Consider the following 17,809-nt stretch of genomic DNA (forward strand, 5'->3'; position numbering starts at 1 on the left):
GGGTAGCAGCGCTACCCTCGAAGATTGGTGAGAAGCTCATTTTTCGTGCTGAGTGGGGAACGACCACTCAACGTATAGTCTGTCCATGCTTCCCGACAATCGAGAGGGCAGGAGATCCCGCCCCTGTTGTTCTAATTAGTTAAGAGCCTTGTCGTTTGGAGATTTGAACAGCGCCTTCATGTCGTCAGACAGTTCAAAATTCATGTTCAGGTTTTTTGGTGGAATCGGGTTCTTGAACCACTTGTCGAACCATTTTTCCGCTTCGCCAGAGGTCTGCACCTGGGCGATGGTGTCATCGATCAGCTTTTTAAACTGCGGATCGTCTTTACGCAGCATACAGCCGTAGGCTTCTTTCGACTGCGCGGTACCGACGATATCCCAGTTGTCAGGTTTCTTCGCTTTTGCACGTTCGCCCGCCAGCAGGGCGTCATCCATCATAAACGCGACGGCACGACCGCTTTCCAGGGTACGGAAGGAGTCGCCATGGTCTTTCGCGCTGATGATGCGCATATCCATTTTCTTCTCGTCGTTCAGCTTGTGCAGCAGCACTTCTGACGTGGTACCGGATGTCACCACGACCGCTTTGCCTTTCAGGTCAGCGAAATCTTTGATTTCGCCACCTTTCTTCGTCAGCAGACGGGTGCCCACGACAAAGATGGTGTCAGAGAAGGCCGCCTGTTTCTGACGCTCGAGGTTGTTGGTGGTGGAACCACACTCAAAGTCAAAGGTGCCGTTTTGCAGCAGGGGAATACGGTTCTGTGAAGTGATGGGGATCAGCTTCACCTGCAGGTCAGGTTTGTTCAGCTTTTTCTTCACGGCTTCAACGATGGCGTTGGAGTAATCCTGTGAATAGCCCACGACTTTTTGCGTGTTGTCGTAGTACGAGAACGGAACAGAGGATTCACGGTGGCCGACCACGATGACGCCGTTTTTGGCAATCTTGTCGAGAGTGCTACCTGCTGCCGGTGCATCTTCAGCGTGAACCACGCCGGCAGAGATTCCCATAACCAGCATTGCTGTGGCCAGTTTACGTAATTGCATACCCAACTCCTTTCTTATCAGCGCCAGCGACGCATTGATACCCATTGTGATGTTGTTATATCTCGCGCGATGCGAGTGCAGTGTTATGCAAGCTTGTTAACATTTAGTCTGGCTTAATGTAAAGATTTTGCTGCGTTATTGTTTATTTTTGCGAAGCGCGCCGCACCATTCAGAGGCAATAATCTCCCGTTGCACCGTTTCGGTGCTACCGACGATCTACGCTGGTGCGACAAGGTTGCACGTTAAGCCAAACGGCGTTTACCTAAATAAACAAAGCAATAGGCGTGCCAGATTTAATACTGGGGAGGGATTGTCGGGTGGCGCTAACGCTTACCCGACCTACGGGAACGGAAATGCTGAATGTAGGCCGGGTAAGGCGCAGCCGCCACCCGGCAACAGAAGGGAGGTTATTTACGACGCTGACGCAGGCTCATCAGCACAGCACCAAAGCCGAACAGCGCAGTCAGGATCCACAGCGGCCAGTTGCCGGTGCGGGCATAGGGCGTCAGCCCCGTGGTTGGCGTGACGTTAGCGGTCAGCACCTCACGGGTAAACTGCGGGATCATCGCCTGAATGTCACCCTGCGGACCAATCACGGCGGTGATGCCGTTGTTGGTGCTGCGCAGCAGCGGACGCGCCAGCTCCAGGGCGCGCATGCGTGCCATCTGGAAGTGCTGCCACGGGCCGATTGACTTACCGAACCAGGCATCGTTAGAGATGGTCAGCAGATAGTCCGTATCCGGGCGGAAGTTATCGCGCACCTGCTCGCCGAGGATAATTTCGTAGCAGATGGCCGCCGTCAGGGCCGCGCCGTGCGCGTGCAGCTGGGGCTGAACGTACGGCCCGCGGCTGAAGGAGGACATCGGCAGGTCAAAGAACGGGGCCAGCGGGCGCAAAATGGATTCCAGCGGAACAAACTCGCCAAACGGCACCAGGTGGTTCTTGTTGTACCGGTCAGTGGAGTGGTAGCTGTACTCGCTGTCTTTGCCGAGGGTAATGATGGTGTTGTAGGTATCGTAGCGGTTCTGCTGATTCAGACGCGCGTCGACGATCCCGGTGATTAGCGTGCTGCCGCGCGCTACCAGCAGATCGTTCATCATGTTGAGGAACGGCTGCTGGTTAATTTCCAGATCGGGAATGGCGGACTCCGGCCAGATAATCAGCTGCGATTTCCCCATCACCTCTTCGGTGGCGTTGGCGTAGATCTTCAGCGTATTCAGCAGCTCTTTTTCGTCCCACTTCATGGACTGCGGGATATTTCCCTGCACCATGGAAACCTGCATGGCGCGCGCGGGCTCTGGGGTGAACCACTGGATATAGCGCAGCGGGAAGGGCAGAGCGAACAGCATCAGCGCCACAGCCAGCGGCTTCCATCCGCGCGTGACAAGCGCTAATACCAGCAGGCCGCTCACTGCCATCAGCAGGAAGTTGATGGCTTCCACGCCCATGACCGGCGCCAGGCCTTTCAGCGGGCCGTCAATCTGGCTGTAGCCGAACTGCAGCCACGGGAAGCCGGTCAACACCCAGCCGCGCAGGAACTCGGTGATTTGCCAGACCACCGGTGCGGCAATGGCAACGCGCAGCCAGGTGGTTCTTGGCCACAGGCGAGAAAGGATGCCGGCGAACAGGCCGGTATAGAGCGAGAGATACGCGGCGAGCAGCACCACCAGGAAGACGTTTACCGGGCCAGGCATACCGCCAAACTGGGCGATGCTGACGTAAACCCAGTTGATGCCTGAGCCAAACAGCCCCAGCCCCCAGAAGTAGCCGATCGCGGCAGCCTGCACCGGGCGACGGTTCAGGGTCAGACCCTGAAGCCCCATCAGGGAGAGAATGGCCGCAGGCCAGATATCGTAAGGTGAGAAAGCCAGCGTACCGCTGGCTCCGAGTAACAGCGCCAGCAGCAAACGGACGCGCTGGCGTTCAAGCAATGGGGCAAATGCCATTTACATTAATCTTCCAGTTTTGGCACCGGTGAGTCGTCCGGCGTTCTGACGTGAACCTGTATAATACGTCGGCTGTCGGCCATGGCTACTTTGAACTGGTAACCGTCGATGTCAACGGTCTCTCCGCGCGCCGGGAGGTGGCCAAAGGCCTGCATCACCAGCCCGCCAATGGTATCGACCTCTTCATCGCTGAAGTGGGTTCCGAAGGCGTCGTTGAAGTCCTCGATAGAGGCCAGCGCACGCACGGTCCAGGTGTGGCGGCTAAGCTGACGGAAGTCGATATCCTCTTCTTCGTCGTACTCGTCTTCGATTTCGCCCACGATCAGCTCGAGGATGTCCTCGATCGTGACCAGGCCGGAGACGCCACCAAATTCGTCAATAACAATCGCCATGTGGTAGCGCTGGGAGCGGAACTCTTTCAGCATCCGATCCACACGTTTACTTTCCGGCACGACCACGGCCTGGCGTAACACTTTTTCCATGCTGAAGGCTTCGGCATCGCTGCGCATAAACGGCAGCAGATCTTTCGCCATCAAAATCCCTTCGATGTGATCTTTGTCTTCGCTAATGACCGGGAAACGCGAGTGGGCGGATTCGATGATGACATCGAGGCACTCGTCCAGCGTCTGGTTACGTTTCAGGGTGATCATCTGCGAGCGGGGGATCATGATATCGCGGACGCGCTGGTCGGCAATGTCCATCACCCCTTCGAGCATTTCGCGCGTATCTTCGTCGATAAGGTCGTTCTGCCCGGAATCACGAATCAGCTCCAGCAGTTCATCACGGTTTTTGGGTTCGCCGTGGAAAAGCTGGTTCAGAATGAGGGAGAAAAATCCCTTTTTACTGGTTGTCGTGTCGCTACTGTGTGAATTGTCGTCGCTCATGGCGTTTGTTAAGGGTTCTCTTGTTAGTTCAACGTTTACCGCCACGCGTTATCCTTTCGTGGCGGCAGGTGAGTCCGTCAGGTGACGGACTATTCTTTCTCGGCAATGTACGGATCCTCATAGCCCAGAGCAAGCATTATCTCTGTCTCAAGGGACTCCATCTCTTCCGCTTCGTCATCTTCAATGTGATCGTAGCCCAACAGGTGCAGGCTGCCGTGTACCACCATGTGCGCCCAGTGGGCCTCAAGCGGCTTTTGCTGATCTTTGGCTTCCTGCTCAACCACCTGGCGGCAGATGATCAGATCGCCCAGCAGCGGCATCTCAATACCCGGCGGCGCTTCGAACGGGAAAGAGAGCACGTTGGTCGGCTTATCTTTCCCGCGATAGGTCAGGTTAAGCTCGTGGCTTTCGGCTTCATCCACCAGGCGAATCGTCACTTCTGATTCTTCCTGAAACTGCGGGATAACGGCATCCAGCCATTTCTGGAACTGCGCCTCATCCGGCATGCCGGAATTGTCTTCACAGGCCAGCTGTAAATCGAGGATCACCTGACTCATTTCTGTTCTTGCTCCTGCGCGTCGCGCTTACGTTCTGCGGCCAGTTCGGCCCTACGCTTCTGATCCGCCTCTTCCCAGGCTTCATAGGCGTTAACGATACGCGCGACCACCGGGTGGCGTACCACGTCTTCACTGTGGAAGAAGTTAAAGCTGATTTCGTCAACCTCGGCCAGCACCTCGATGGCGTGGCGCAGGCCGGATTTAGTGCTGCGCGGCAGGTCGATCTGGGTCACGTCACCGGTAATGACCGCTTTCGAGTTAAAGCCGATACGCGTCAGGAACATCTTCATCTGTTCGATGGTGGTGTTCTGGCTCTCATCAAGAATGATGAACGCGTCGTTTAACGTGCGGCCGCGCATATAGGCGAGCGGAGCCACTTCGATCACGTTACGCTCAATCAGCTTCTCGACCTTCTCAAAGCCCAGCATCTCGAACAGCGCGTCATATAAAGGGCGCAGATACGGGTCGACCTTCTGGCTCAGATCGCCCGGCAGGAAGCCCAGCTTTTCACCGGCTTCAACGGCAGGACGCGTCAGCAGAATTCGACGAATCTCCTGGCGTTCCAGCGCATCTACCGCCGCGGCAACCGCCAGATAGGTTTTCCCCGTACCCGCCGGACCCACCCCGAAGGTGATGTCGTGGTCGAGGATATTGGCGATGTACTGCGCCTGGTTTGGCGTACGCGGCTTGATGACGCCACGCTTGGTCTTGATATTGATCGCCTTGCCGTAGTCCGGCACGCTTTCCGCGCTCTGCTCAAGCACGCGCGCCTCTTTAATGGCGAGGTGAATTTGTTCCGGCTCGATATCCTGAATTTCGCCGCGCATCGGGGCGGTATCGACATACAGGCTGCGCAGGATATCTGCTGCCGCATTGACGCAGATAGGGCGTCCGGTAAGTTTGAAGTGATTATCGCGACGGTTAATTTCGATACCCAGACGTCGCTCCAGTTGTTTGATGTTGTCATCAAACGGTCCGCACAGGCTCAGCAGGCGAGCGTTGTCTGCGGGCGTTAGGCTGATTTCACGCGTATCTATGTTCAAACTGTTCCTCTTTGATTGGTTAACTGACCCGCTGCCACACGGCGTAATAAGACGGTCATTACCGAAATTATTCACGCCACAGAATAAAGGCGCAAGCGTTGCGGAAGATATTGGGGATGATGAGAGGAAATACAAGGCCTGCCGGAAGGGCAGGCCATCAGGATTAAGGCTGGTAAATCCCCACGCCGGAATCGTTCTCTTTGCGGGTACGCGAAATCACGGATTCCGGTGACTCTGCGATACGCAGGCCCATTTCGTCTTCGGTGCGGACCACCTTCGCGCGCAGCGAGTTGGTCAGCACTTCAACGATTTCGACGTCCACAAACTTACCGATCATGTCCGGGGTGCCTTCAAAGTTGACCACGCGGTTATTTTCGGTACGGCCGGAGAGTTCCATAATGCTCTTGCGCGACGTGCCTTCCACCAGAATGCGCTGGACGGTACCGAGCATACGGCGGCTCCACGCGTTGGCCTGCTGGTTGATACGCTCCTGCAGAATATACAGACGCTGCTTTTTCTCCTCTTCCGGCACATCGTCAACCATATCGGCCGCCGGGGTGCCAGGACGCGCAGAGAAGATGAAGCTGTAGCTGACGTCAAAATTCACTTCGCCGATGAGCTTCATGGTGCGCTCGAAGTCATCAGCGGTTTCACCCGGGAAGCCGACGATAAAGTCGGAGCTGATCTGGATATCCGGACGCGCTTCGCGCAGCTTACGGATGGTGGATTTGTACTCCAGCACCGTATGCGGTCGGCCCATCAGGTTCAGCACGCGGTCAGAGCCGCACTGAATCGGCAGGTGCAGGAAGCTCACCAGCTCTGGCGTATCGCGATACACATCGATGATGTCGTCAGTAAATTCCATCGGATGGCTGGTGGTAAAGCGAATGCGGTCGATGCCGTCAATCGCGGCCACCAGGCGCAGCAGCTCGGCAAAGCTGCCGGTGGTGCCGTCGTAGTTCTCACCGCGCCAGGCGTTAACGTTCTGACCCAGCAGGTTCACTTCGCGAACGCCCTGGGCGGCAAGCTGCGCGATTTCAAACAGGATGTCGTCTGCCGGGCGGCTGACCTCTTCACCACGGGTGTATGGGACCACGCAGTAAGTACAGTACTTGTTGCAGCCTTCCATGATGGAGACGAAGGCGGTCGGGCCATCGGCGCGCGGCTCCGGCAGGCGGTCGAATTTTTCAATCTCCGGGAAGCTGACGTCAACGACCGGGCTACGGTTGCCGCGAACCTGATTGATCATCTCCGGCAGGCGGTGCAGGGTCTGCGGGCCAAAGACGATATCCACATACGGGGCTCTCTGACGGATCAGCTTGCCTTCCTGCGACGCGACGCAGCCACCCACCCCGATGATCAGGTCCGGGTTTTTACGTTTAAGAAGCTTCCAGCGGCCTAACACGTGGAAGACTTTTTCCTGCGCTTTTTCACGAATCGAACAGGTGTTCAGCAGCAGCACGTCCGCTTCTTTCGCATTTTCAGTCAGCTGGTATCCGTGGGTGGTATCCAGCAGATCGGCCATCTTGGATGAATCGTATTCGTTCATCTGACAGCCCCAGGTTTTTATATGGAGTTTTTTAGTCATCGACTTGCTCAGCTCAGGATTGCAAGCCGCGTATTGTAATGCTTTGGTGGGGTTGTGACCAGTGTGAAGGTTGTGTGCCTCAGGACCGCAAAAATCCGGTAAACTTAAGGGATTCTCCAATAAGGAAAATTGACCATGACACTCCAACACACCGAAGTTGCCGTTGTCGGCGGCGGTATGGTCGGCGGCGCGCTGGCGCTGGGGCTGGCGCAGCAGGGATTTGAGGTAACGGTAATTGAACAGGCTGCACCGCCGGCTTTCGATCCCGCCAGCAAGCCGGATGTGCGCATTTCGGCTATCAGCGCGGCGTCCGTCGATCTGCTCCGCGGGCTGGGCGTCTGGGAGGCGGTGCAGGCGATGCGCGCCCATCCCTACAGCCGTCTCGAAACCTGGGAGTGGGAAAATGCCCACGTCGCGTTTGATGCCGCTGAGCTGAAGCTGCCGCGCCTGGGCTATATGGTAGAAAACAACGTGCTCCAGCGGGCGCTTTGGCAGGCGCTGGAGGCGCATCCGAAGGTGACGCTGCGCGTGCCTGCGTCGCTTAAGTCTCTCCATTCTCACCATCGCGGCTATCTGCTGACGCTCGACAGCGGTGATGAGCTGGCCGTGAAGCTGGTCGTCGGGGCGGACGGCGCTAACTCGCAGGTCAGACAGATGGCGGGCATTGGCGTTCATGCCTGGCAGTATGAACAGTCCTGCATGCTGATTACCGTCGAGTGCGATAATGCCCCGGGCGAGAGCACCTGGCAGCACTTTACGCCGAACGGCCCGCACGCCTTTTTACCGCTGTTCGATCGCTGGGCGTCGCTGGTGTGGTACGACAAACCGGCGCGCATTCGCCAGCTGCAGGGGCTTTCGATGGAACAGCTACAGCGCGAGATCCTGCTGAACTTTCCGAGCCGTCTGGGCCATGTTACGCCGGTCTCCGCCGGGGCGTTCCCGCTCACGCGCCGTCATGCGTTGCAGTATGCTCGCGAAGGGCTGGCGCTGGTGGGGGATGCGGCACACACCATTCATCCGCTGGCCGGGCAGGGCGTGAACCTCGGGTATCGTGATGTTGATGCGTTACTGGATGTGTTGGGCAGTGCCCGCGGACATGCGGAAAGCTGGGCCAGCCATCAGGTACTGAAGCGCTACCAGACGCGGCGTATGGCGGATAACTTCATCATGCAGTCAGGGATGGATCTGTTCTATGCCGGGTTCAGCAATGACGTCGCCCCGGTGCGCATTCTGCGTAATATTGGATTGATGGCAGCGGAGCGTGCCGGTGGCCTGAAGCGTCAGGCGCTGAAGTACGCACTCGGACTCTAATCTTTGCTCCGACTATTCCCTCGCCCCTTTGGGGAGAGGGTTAGGGTGAGGGGGAATCAGGCCGCACAATTCTGAGCAACAAAAACAAAAAAGCCCGCAGAGCGGGCTTTTTTGTTACTAAGTGGCTGGGGTGCAGGGATTCGAACCCCGGAATGCTGGTATCAGAAACCAGAGCCTTACCGCTTGGCGACACCCCAATTGCGTTAAACAATCTGCTTAACGACTTTTTAAATTGGCTGGGGTACGAGGATTCGAACCTCGGAATGCCGGAATCAGAATCCGGTGCCTTACCGCTTGGCGATACCCCAACAATTTGTTTTGATTCCCGATAAATCGACAATCTTAATTTGGTGGCTACGACGGGATTCGAACCTGTGACCCCATCATTATGAGTGATGTGCTCTAACCAACTGAGCTACGTAGCCAGTACTGCAATCTTCGATGGCTGGGGTACCTGGATTCGAACCAGGGAATGCCGGTATCAAAAACCGGTGCCTTACCGCTTGGCGATACCCCAATACCGCGGAGAACCGCAAAATCGAAGAAATATGGCTGGGGTACCTGGATTCGAACCAGGGAATGCCGGTATCAAAAACCGGTGCCTTACCGCTTGGCGATACCCCATCCGTGCAACGCATACTTGGGAATGGTGCGGGAGGCGAGACTTGAACTCGCACACCTTGCGGCGCCAGAACCTAAATCTGGTGCGTCTACCAATTTCGCCACTCCCGCAAAAAAGATGGTGGCTACGACGGGATTCGAACCTGTGACCCCATCATTATGAGTGATGTGCTCTAACCAACTGAGCTACGTAGCCATCTTTTTTCGCGTTACCTTATCGGCGTTGCGGGGCGCATTATGCGTATAGACCCTTGCAGCGTCAACACCTTTTTCAACGAAAATAGCCGGAATGTGACTGTTTGGTTAGGTTGCGAACAGCGTGACCGAATATTCGGCAATTATTGGTTATTAATCGATTTTAGAGGACAAAAAGGAGGGCAAAAAAAATCAGGCCCCGCAGGGCCTGAAGATGAAATGAGCGATTACTTGTAGGCGGACTGATGAACGCCGACCGCGCGTCCTGACGGATCGTTCATGGATTTGAAAGATTCATCCCATTCAATGGCTTTAGCGGAAGAACAGGCGACGGACGGACCGCCAGGCACACACTCCGCAGCACTTGGGACCGGGAACAATTCTTCAAAGATCTCGCGGTACAGATACGCCTCTTTCGAACCCGGCGTGTTGTACGGGAAGCGAAAGCTTGCGGTTTCCAGCTGTTGGTCAGAAACCTGTTTCGCCGCCACCTCTTTCAGGGTGTCGATCCAGCTATAGCCTACGCCATCGGAGAACTGCTCTTTCTGACGCCATGCCACGCTTGCCGGCAGGTAGGATTCAAAACATTCACGCAGGATATGTTTTTCCATTTTGCCGTTGCCGCACATCTTGTCCTGCGGGTTGATGCGCATCGCGACGTCGAGGAATTTCTTATCCAGGAACGGCACGCGTGCTTCAACGCCCCAGGCGGACATCGCCTTGTTAGCGCGCGCGCAGTCAAACATGTGCAGCGCCTGCAGCTTACGCACGGTCTCTTCGTGCAGCTCTTTGGCGTTCGGCGCTTTGTGGAAGTACAGGTAGCCGCCAAACACTTCGTCAGAACCTTCGCCGGAGAGCACCATCTTGATGCCCATCGCCTTGATCTTACGCGACATCAGGTACATCGGCGTGGAGGCGCGGATAGTAGTCACGTCATAGGTTTCAATGTGATAGATCACATCGCGGATCGCATCCAGGCCTTCCTGCACGGTGAAGTGAATCTCATGGTGCACGGTGCCGAGGTGGTTTGCCACCTCCTGCGCGGCTTTCAGGTCCGGCGCCCCTTCCAGGCCCACGGCAAAGGAGTGCAGCTGCGGCCACCAGGCTTCCGAGCGCTCCTGATCCTCCACGCGACGGGCCGCGAATTTCTTGGTGATCGCGGAGATCACGGAGGAGTCCAGACCGCCTGAGAGCAGCACGCCGTACGGGACGTCAGACATCAGATGGCTTTTCACGGAATCTTCCAGCGCCTGACGCAGCTCGGCTTTGTCCGTAACGTTATCTTTAACCGCGTCATAGTCGAACCAGTCGCGCTGGTAATACTGACGGATCTCGCCGTCTTTGCTCCACAGGTAGCTGCCTGCCGGGAACTCTTTAATGGTGCGGCAAACCGGCACCAGAGCCTTCATTTCAGAGGCAACATAGAAGTTGCCGTGTTCATCATGTCCCATGTACAGCGGGATAATACCGATATGGTCACGGCCAATCAGGTAAGCGTCTTTTTCGCTGTCGTACAGGGCGAAGGCAAACATGCCCTGCAGGTCGTCCAGGAACTCGGGTCCTTTTTCCTGATACAGCGCCAGGATCACTTCACAGTCAGAACCGGTCTGGAACGCGTAGCGGTCACCGTACTCTGCGCGCAGCGCCTGGTGGTTGTAGATCTCACCGTTGACAGCCAGCGCGTGCGTTTTTTTCTCGTTATACAGCGGCTGTGCACCGGCGTTGACGTCAACAATAGACAGGCGTTCGTGAGCCAGAATCGCTTTGTCACTGGCGTAAACGCCTGACCAGTCCGGTCCGCGATGGCGCATCAGGCGGGACAGTTCGAGTGCCTTTTTACGCAGTTCGCCCGCGTCAGTTTTAATATCCAGTACGCCAAAAATTGAACACATAACCTTCTCCGTTAACCCTGTTGCTTTGTAATGTTGCTTGCTTATGAAAATGCCGCAAAGGGGCAGGGCGCGCAAGCGTTTTACGGGTGAAAACGGAAATAGTGCAATGGCGGTTGCGGATCGGTGAAAAAAGCGTATGGCATGAGCGGTTTTATTGATGATTATGCAATGAAAGCGCTTTTTCGTTAGATGTGGCGGTGTTTTGCAGGCGAGAAAATAAAAAACCACGCCCTGGGCGTGGTTCGGTATCAGATAATGTCAATTTCATCGACGGAGGGGTAAATCCAGCTTGGCCGGAACGGCATCGCATCAATGTCATCAAGTTGAGAGACGCCAGAGAGAACCAGAATCGTCTCCAGACCCGCCTGGAAGCCGGCCAGGATGTCGGTGCGCAGGTTGTCGCCGACAATCACCGTCTCTTCTGAGTGCGCCTGCATCTTGTTGAGGGCGGCACGGACGATCCACGGGCTAGGCTTACCGACAACAAACGGCTGGCGACCGGAGATTTTCTCGATACCGGCGCACAGCGCGCCGCAGGCCGGGTAAAAACCGCGACCGTGCGTATCCGGGTTAGTGGCGATAAAGCGCGCGCCGCTGGCGACAAAGTAGGCCGCTTTATGCATCATTTCCCAGTTAAAAGAACGCGTCTCGCCGACAATGACGAAGTCCGGGTTCACGTCGGTAATGGTAAAGCCCGCTTTATACAGCTCGTGGATCAGCGCGCCTTCACCCACGACGTAGGCTTTTTTCCCTTCCTGACGCTTCAGGAAATCCGCCGTGGCCATCGCCGAGGTATAAAACACGCTGTCCGGCACGTCGACACCCGCCGTAGCAAAGCGGTTTGCCAGATCCTGACCGGTCTGAGAAGGGTAGTTCGTGAGCAGAACCAGTGGCATTCCTTTGTCGATGATGCGGTGGAGAAACTCCGCAGCACCCGGCACGGCAACGTTATCGTGCATCAGCACGCCGTCGATATCACAAATTACATTCTTAATGGTCATGGACAGTCCGGCATCAAAAAAAGAAGGCGTTACTATAAGGTCCGATCAGCTTTCCAGCAAATGCTGCAGCAGAATTCCGTTGAGCATGGCGCGTTTCACCAGCGCGAACGCGCCGATCGCCGAGCGATGATCAAGCTTTGAACGCACCACCGGCAGGTTCTGGCGGAATGCTTTCAGCGCCTGGGTGTTAATGCAGCCTTCAATGGCGGGGAGCAGCACCTTTTCCGCCTCCACTATTTCACCGGCGATCACCACTTTCTGTGGATTAAACAGGTTAATGGCGATGGCGATGGTTTTCCCCAGATGACGGCCAACCTGCTCGATCACCTCGCAGGCCAGCGCGTCGCCTTTATTGGCGGCTTTGCAGATGGTGCCTATCTTGCAGTCGTCCAGCGTGACGCGGCTTTGGTAACCCTGTTCAAGGAGATGGCGAACGCGCTGCTCGATGGCCGTGTTGGCGGCAATGGTTTCAAGACAGCCGAAGTTGCCGCAGTGGCAGCGTTCGCCCAGCGGCTCGACCTGAATGTGGCCGATCTCGCCAACGTTACCGTTGCGACCAATAAAAATACGGCCGTTAGAGATAATGCCGGCACCCGTTCCGCGGTGAACGCGCACCAGAATTGAGTCTTCACAGTCCTGGCTCGCACCAAAGTAGTGCTCCGCCAGCGCCAGCGAGCGAATGTCGTGGCCCACAAAGCAGGTCACCTTAAAACGTTTTTCCAGCGCCTCGACCAGCCCCCAGTTTTCCACCTGAATGTGCGGCATATAGCGGATCACGCCGCTTTCCGGGTCGACCAGGCCGGGCAGAATCACGGAGATGGCGATGAGTTCGCGGATCTTGCGCTGACAGCTTTCAATAAACGTCGCAATGGTATTCAGCAGCGCATGCTCCAGTGTCTCCTGGGTGCGTTCCGGAAGAGGATAGTGCTCTTCAGCGATGGCTTTACTGCTCAGATCGTACAGGGTGAGCGTGGTGTCATGACGGCCCAACCGGACGCCAATAGCCTGAAAATTGCGGGTTTCGGTAATAATGGAGATGGCGCGGCGGCCCCCGGTGGAGGCCTGCTGATCGACTTCTTTGATCAAACCGCGCTCAATGAGCTGACGTGTAATTTTTGTCACGCTGGCGGGAGCAAGCTGGCTTTGTTCGGCTATCTGAATCCGCGAGATGGGGCCGTGTTGGTCAATCAGGCGGTAGACCGCCGCACTGTTAAGTTGTTTAACGAGATCGACATTACCGATTTGAGCTTGTCCGCCAGGTGTCATACTTTTACTTACTCAGTGACGACCTCGTTACCATTAACGATGGTCTTAATAATTTTATAATCGTGTGTGAATGCCGTCAGGTTTGCAACCATACCTGGTGCAATTCCGCCGAGCTGTTTATCCACGCCAATTGCGCGAGCGGGATAAAGGGTCGCCATACGCAGGACTTCATCAAGCGCAATCCCGCAATGTTCAACCAGGTTACGCACCCCTTCAATCATGGTCAGAGAGGAACCGCTCAGCGTACCGTTTTCATCCACACACAGTCCATTGCGGTAGTATATTGTTTTACCGGCAAAAATGAACTGCTCAATATTTGCACCTGCCGGTGCGGTGGCATCGGTCACGAGACAAAGCTTGTCACCTTTCAGCCGCTTGGCGTTGCGAATGTTGGTGTAATCGACGTGCATGCCGTCCGCGATAATGCCGCAGTAAACGTCTGGCTCGTCCAGAATCGCGCCGACCAGACCCGGTTCACGCCCCGTGATGTAAGGCATGGCGTTATAAAGGTGCGTCGCAAAGGTAATGCCCGCGCGGAAACCGGCTTTCGCTTCTTTCAGCGTGGCGTTTGAGTGGCCTGCTGAAACGACAATTCCGGCGGCAGCCAGTTTGCTGATGACGTCCGTGCCGGTCATTTCCGGTGCCAGCGTGACTTTGGCGATCACATCGGCGTTAGCACACATGTAATCAACCAGCTCCGCGTCAGGCTTACGCACATAGTCTGGGTTATGCGTTCCTTTCTTGACCAGGTTCAGCCATGGACCTTCAAGGTGCAGACCGAGCGCCTGATTCGGGTGTTTGGCCAGATATTCGCGCATCACGCGGATACCCTGCTTCATCAGGTCATCACTGCTGGTGATGAGCGTCGGCAGATAGCTGGTGCAGCCCGATTTCTCGTTGGCTTTCTGCATGATCTCCAGCGTTTCGACCGTCACCGCATCCGCGGTGTCATTGAATTGCACACCGCCGCAGCCGTTCAGCTGTACGTCGATGAAACCGGGGGAGATTACTGCTCCATTGAGTGAGCGCTGTTCAATCTCCGACGGCAGTTCTGCCAGCGGGCAAACACGTTCAATCAGGCCATTCGCGATAACAATCGCATGGTCATCCAGAATTTCATGGCCGGTATAAATCCGACCGTGGGTTAAAGCGTACATATCGACCCCCGGTTAAAAAAAGCGGCCGCCTCTTGATGCAGAGGCGGTTATTCAATTACAGACCTTTGATGTTCTCGGCTTCTAACTCGTTGAAGTATTTCAGCGTCTTCACTTTCAGCTCCATCGTCGACGGCTCGTCGCAGACGATGACTGATTTAGGGTGCAGCTGCAGACAGCTGATGGTCCACATATGGTTAACGTTGCCTTCAACGGCAGCCTGGAGCGCCTGCGCCTTCACGCCGCCCAGTACCAGAATCATCACTTCTTCGGCATCCAGCAGGGTGCCCACGCCTACGGTCAGGGCGTATTTTGGAACCTGGTTCACGTCACCGTCAAAGAAGCGGGAGTTTGCCACGCGCGTGTCATGGGTCAGCGTTTTAATACGGGTGCGGGAAGCCAGAGATGACGCCGGTTCGTTAAACGCGATGTGACCATCGTTGCCCACGCCGCCCATAAACAGGTGGATTTTACCGTAAGAACGGATTTTTTCTTCATACTGACGGCATTCTGCGTCAATATCAGGCGCGTTTCCATTCAGGAGGTTAATATTTTCAGCTGGGATATCAACGTGATCAAAGAAATTACGGTGCATGAAGCTATGGTAGCTTTCCGGATGGTCTTTCGGTAGGCCAACGTATTCATCCATATTGAAGGTAACAACATGTTTGAAGCTAACCTGGCCTGCTTTATGCATCTCAACCAGCGCCTTATAGGCGGTCAGCGGCGTGCCGCCGGTTGGAAGACCAAGAACGAAAGGACGATCGGCGGTCGGTTTGAACGCGTTAATGCGGTTAACGATATGGCGAGCGGCCCATTTACCGACTTGTTCAGCAGTTGCCAGGGGAATCAGTCTCATTGTTCACCTCGAAGTTTAAGTAGAAGAGTGGGCGGATGGCTTTCGGAACCGGATACTTAAGCGTAACCTGGAACCTTTCAGGCCGGATCGCTCCGCCTTGATTTTTTGAATGATAAAATAAGTTTTCGCTGTAAGCCAGTGTAAGGGAGGGTTGAATACGATATTTGGTGACAAAAATCACAAAAAATAGGTGTTTAATTTGCGATACGAATTAATTTTTTACACACTCAGACTGCCAGTGAATTATCAACGGTATCTATCGTTAGCGACACAATAAAAAACATAGTTTATGCGCGAGCCTGAAAAGGGTCTCGTAGGGGGAATAGGATGAATATTTTAGGTTTTTTCCAGCGCCTCGGTAGGGCTTTGCAGCTCCCTATCGCCGTGCTACCGGTTGCAGCGCTGCTGCTGCGATTCGGGCAACCCGATCTTCTTAACGTACCGTTTATCGCTCAGGCTGGCGGTGCCATTTTTGACAACCTGGCGCTGATTTTCGCCATCGGTGTTGCCTCAAGCTGGTCAAAAGACAGCGCGGGTGCCGCAGCGCTGGCAGGGGCAGTCGGTTATTTCATCCTGACGAAAGCGATGGTAACGATTAACCCAGAAATCAACATGGGCGTGCTGGCAGGTATCATTACCGGTCTGGTCGGTGGTGCGGTGTACAACCGCTGGGCGAACATTAAGCTGCCGGACTTCCTGAGCTTCTTTGGCGGCAAACGTTTCGTGCCGATCGCGACGGGCTTCTTCTGTCTGGTTCTGGCCGCTATCTTTGGCTACGTATGGCCACCGGTGCAGCATGCTATTCATGCGGGCGGCGAGTGGATCGTCTCTGCAGGCGCAGTGGGTGCGGGCATCTTCGGTTTCATTAACCGTCTGCTGATCCCAACCGGTCTGCATCAGGTCCTCAATACCATCGCCTGGTTCCAGATTGGTGAATTCACCAACGCGGCAGGCACGATTTTCCACGGCGACATCAACCGCTTCTACGCGGGTGACGGCACCGCGGGCATGTTTATGTCCGGCTTCTTCCCAATCATGATGTTTGGTCTGCCGGGCGCTGCGCTGGCAATGTACCTGGCTGCGCCGAAAGCGCGTCGTCCAATGGTCGGCGGTATGCTGCTGTCAGTGGCCATTACCGCATTCCTGACCGGCGTGACCGAGCCTCTGGAATTCCTGTTCATGTTCCTGGCTCCGCTGCTGTACCTGATGCACGCGGTGTTAACCGGCATCAGCCTGTTTGTGGCAACCCTGCTGGGCATTCATGCGGGCTTCTCCTTCTCCGCAGGCGCGATCGACTATGTGCTGATGTACAACCTGCCGGCGGCAAGCAAGAACGTCTGGATGCTGGTGGTGATGGGCGCGGCCTTCTTCGTCATCTACTTCGTCCTGTTCACCGCGGTTATTCGTATGTTTAACCTCAAAACGCCGGGCCGTGAAGATACCGCAGATGACGTTGTGACCGGCGAAGCCAACAGCAATACCGAAGAAGGTTTAACCCAGCTGGCAACCAGCTACATTGCCGCCGTTGGCGGTACCGATAACCTGAAAGCCATTGATGCCTGTATTACCCGTCTGCGTCTGACCGTGGGCGACTCTGCGCGCGTGAGCGACGCAATGTGTAAACGTCTTGGCGCATCGGGCGTCGTTAAGCTGAACAAGCAAACTATCCAGGTTATCGTGGGTGCCAAAGCGGAATCCATCGGTGACGAAATGAAGAAAGTGGTTGCTCGTGGCCCGGTCGCGGCGGCATCAGCCGACAGCGCGCCTGCGGCAACGGCTGCACCGGTCGCGAAACCGCAGGCCGTGCCTAACGCCGTCACGGTTGCCGCTCTGGTCTCTCCGGTGACGGGTGACGTGGTTGACCTTGAGCAGGTACCTGACGAAGCCTTCGCCAGCAAAGCGGTTGGTGACGGTGTGGCGGTGAAACCAACGGATAAAACCGTGGTGTCCCCAGCGGCCGGTACCATCGTGAAAATCTTTAACACCAACCACGCGTTCTGCCTCGAAACCGAAAATGGCGCGGAGATCGTGGTCCACATGGGCATCGATACCGTTGCGCTGGACGGTAAAGGCTTTACTCGCCTGGTGGAAGAGGGTGCTGAAGTGGTTGCCGGGCAGCCGGTTCTGGAAATGGATCTGGACTTCCTGAACGCCAACGCACGCTCCATGATAAGCCCGGTGGTGTGCAGCAACATCGACGACTTCGGCGGTCTGGTCATCCAGGCGAAAGGTCAGGTTGTTGCGGGTCAGACCCCGCTGTATGAGATTAAAGGCAAGTAATCGCTCCTGAGTAGAGTCATGCCTTAAGCGGCGGGGGATATCCTCCGCCGCTTTTTTTTGCAGCAAATGCCCCCATTATTTTCATCTGATACGTATTTTCCGTAACTAAGGGTTGTCACTACGTCCGGCTTATAAGATCATACGCCGTTATACGTTGTTTACGCTTTGAGG

The 17,809-nt window shown here is 55.7% G+C and carries 13 protein-coding genes and 7 tRNA genes; 2 read left to right on the plus strand and 18 right to left on the minus strand.

Annotated elements, in window-relative coordinates:
• Positions 1–135: 135 nt before the first annotated feature.
• The 6 genes from ACMWKK_RS05700 to miaB form a co-directional block, all read right to left on the minus strand.
• On the minus strand, positions 136–1,041 hold the full coding sequence (locus ACMWKK_RS05700; protein WP_045325766.1) for an amino acid ABC transporter substrate-binding protein: 906 nt from the start codon (positions 1,039–1,041) through the stop codon (positions 136–138).
• Positions 1,042–1,448: 407 nt separating this feature from the next.
• Positions 1,449–2,987, minus strand: a complete 1,539-nt coding sequence (gene lnt, locus ACMWKK_RS05705; RefSeq protein ID WP_112781431.1) for an apolipoprotein N-acyltransferase — start codon at positions 2,985–2,987, stop codon at positions 1,449–1,451.
• Positions 2,988–2,992: 5 nt separating this feature from the next.
• Positions 2,993–3,871, minus strand: coding sequence for a CNNM family magnesium/cobalt transport protein CorC (corC, locus tag ACMWKK_RS05710; RefSeq protein WP_021242574.1), 879 nt, complete (start codon positions 3,869–3,871; stop codon positions 2,993–2,995).
• 89 nt (positions 3,872–3,960) lie between these two features.
• Positions 3,961–4,428 (minus strand): rRNA maturation RNase YbeY, encoded by a 468-nt coding sequence (ybeY, locus tag ACMWKK_RS05715; RefSeq protein WP_112781432.1) that lies wholly within the window; start codon positions 4,426–4,428, stop codon positions 3,961–3,963.
• On the minus strand, positions 4,425–5,471 hold the full coding sequence (locus ACMWKK_RS05720) for a PhoH family protein (protein ID WP_014883007.1): 1,047 nt from the start codon (positions 5,469–5,471) through the stop codon (positions 4,425–4,427). The genes ybeY and ACMWKK_RS05720 overlap by 4 nt, the downstream gene beginning before the upstream one ends.
• A 163-nt stretch (positions 5,472–5,634) precedes the next feature.
• Complete coding sequence (gene miaB, locus ACMWKK_RS05725) at positions 5,635–7,059, minus strand: tRNA (N6-isopentenyl adenosine(37)-C2)-methylthiotransferase MiaB (RefSeq protein ID WP_028012350.1); 1,425 nt, start codon at positions 7,057–7,059, stop codon at positions 5,635–5,637.
• A gap of 135 nt (positions 7,060–7,194) precedes the next feature.
• Here miaB and ubiF point away from each other — a divergent pair, with 135 nt between their 5' ends.
• On the plus strand, positions 7,195–8,370 hold the full coding sequence (gene ubiF, locus ACMWKK_RS05730) for a 3-demethoxyubiquinol 3-hydroxylase (protein ID WP_112781433.1): 1,176 nt from the start codon (positions 7,195–7,197) through the stop codon (positions 8,368–8,370).
• A 122-nt stretch (positions 8,371–8,492) separates the two neighbouring features.
• Here ubiF and ACMWKK_RS05735 read toward each other — a convergent pair.
• The 12 genes from ACMWKK_RS05735 to nagB form a co-directional block, all read right to left on the minus strand.
• Positions 8,493–8,567 (minus strand) — tRNA-Gln (locus tag ACMWKK_RS05735).
• A 36-nt stretch (positions 8,568–8,603) separates the two neighbouring features.
• Positions 8,604–8,678, minus strand: a tRNA-Gln gene (locus ACMWKK_RS05740).
• 40 nt (positions 8,679–8,718) lie between these two features.
• A tRNA-Met gene (locus ACMWKK_RS05745) sits at positions 8,719–8,795 on the minus strand.
• 17 nt (positions 8,796–8,812) lie between these two features.
• A tRNA-Gln gene (locus ACMWKK_RS05750) sits at positions 8,813–8,887 on the minus strand.
• A gap of 32 nt (positions 8,888–8,919) precedes the next feature.
• A tRNA-Gln gene (locus ACMWKK_RS05755) sits at positions 8,920–8,994 on the minus strand.
• A gap of 23 nt (positions 8,995–9,017) precedes the next feature.
• A tRNA-Leu gene (locus ACMWKK_RS05760) sits at positions 9,018–9,102 on the minus strand.
• An 8-nt stretch (positions 9,103–9,110) separates the two neighbouring features.
• Positions 9,111–9,187, minus strand: a tRNA-Met gene (locus ACMWKK_RS05765).
• A 226-nt stretch (positions 9,188–9,413) separates the two neighbouring features.
• Positions 9,414–11,078: an asparagine synthase B gene (asnB, locus tag ACMWKK_RS05770; protein WP_010428626.1), complete on the minus strand. Its 1,665-nt coding sequence runs from the start codon at positions 11,076–11,078 to the stop codon at positions 9,414–9,416.
• Positions 11,079–11,326: 248 nt separating this feature from the next.
• A complete protein-coding gene (gene nagD / locus ACMWKK_RS05775; RefSeq protein WP_045325776.1) occupies positions 11,327–12,079 on the minus strand; it encodes a ribonucleotide monophosphatase NagD in 753 nt (250 codons plus the stop codon).
• Between the two features lie 45 nt (positions 12,080–12,124).
• The gene (nagC, locus tag ACMWKK_RS05780; protein WP_045325777.1) at positions 12,125–13,345 is read right to left on the minus strand and encodes a DNA-binding transcriptional regulator NagC; all 1,221 of its coding nucleotides are present in this window, start codon (positions 13,343–13,345) and stop codon (positions 12,125–12,127) included.
• 8 nt (positions 13,346–13,353) lie between these two features.
• Positions 13,354–14,502, minus strand: coding sequence for an N-acetylglucosamine-6-phosphate deacetylase (gene nagA, locus ACMWKK_RS05785; protein ID WP_045325780.1), 1,149 nt, complete (start codon positions 14,500–14,502; stop codon positions 13,354–13,356).
• A gap of 55 nt (positions 14,503–14,557) precedes the next feature.
• A complete protein-coding gene (gene nagB, locus ACMWKK_RS05790; RefSeq protein WP_008501061.1) occupies positions 14,558–15,358 on the minus strand; it encodes a glucosamine-6-phosphate deaminase in 801 nt (266 codons plus the stop codon).
• Positions 15,359–15,685: 327 nt separating this feature from the next.
• Here nagB and nagE point away from each other — a divergent pair, with 327 nt between their 5' ends.
• Positions 15,686–17,638 carry a PTS N-acetyl glucosamine transporter subunit IIABC gene (gene nagE, locus ACMWKK_RS05795; RefSeq protein ID WP_112781272.1) on the plus strand — a complete coding sequence of 651 codons (1,953 nt, stop codon included), beginning with the start codon at positions 15,686–15,688 and terminating at the stop codon, positions 17,636–17,638.
• Positions 17,639–17,809 lie beyond the last annotated feature (171 nt).

It is taken from the genome of Enterobacter sp. 01-M-03-SI-ECC (assembly GCF_047530215.1).
GTDB classification, from domain to species: domain Bacteria; phylum Pseudomonadota; class Gammaproteobacteria; order Enterobacterales; family Enterobacteriaceae; genus Enterobacter; species Enterobacter chengduensis.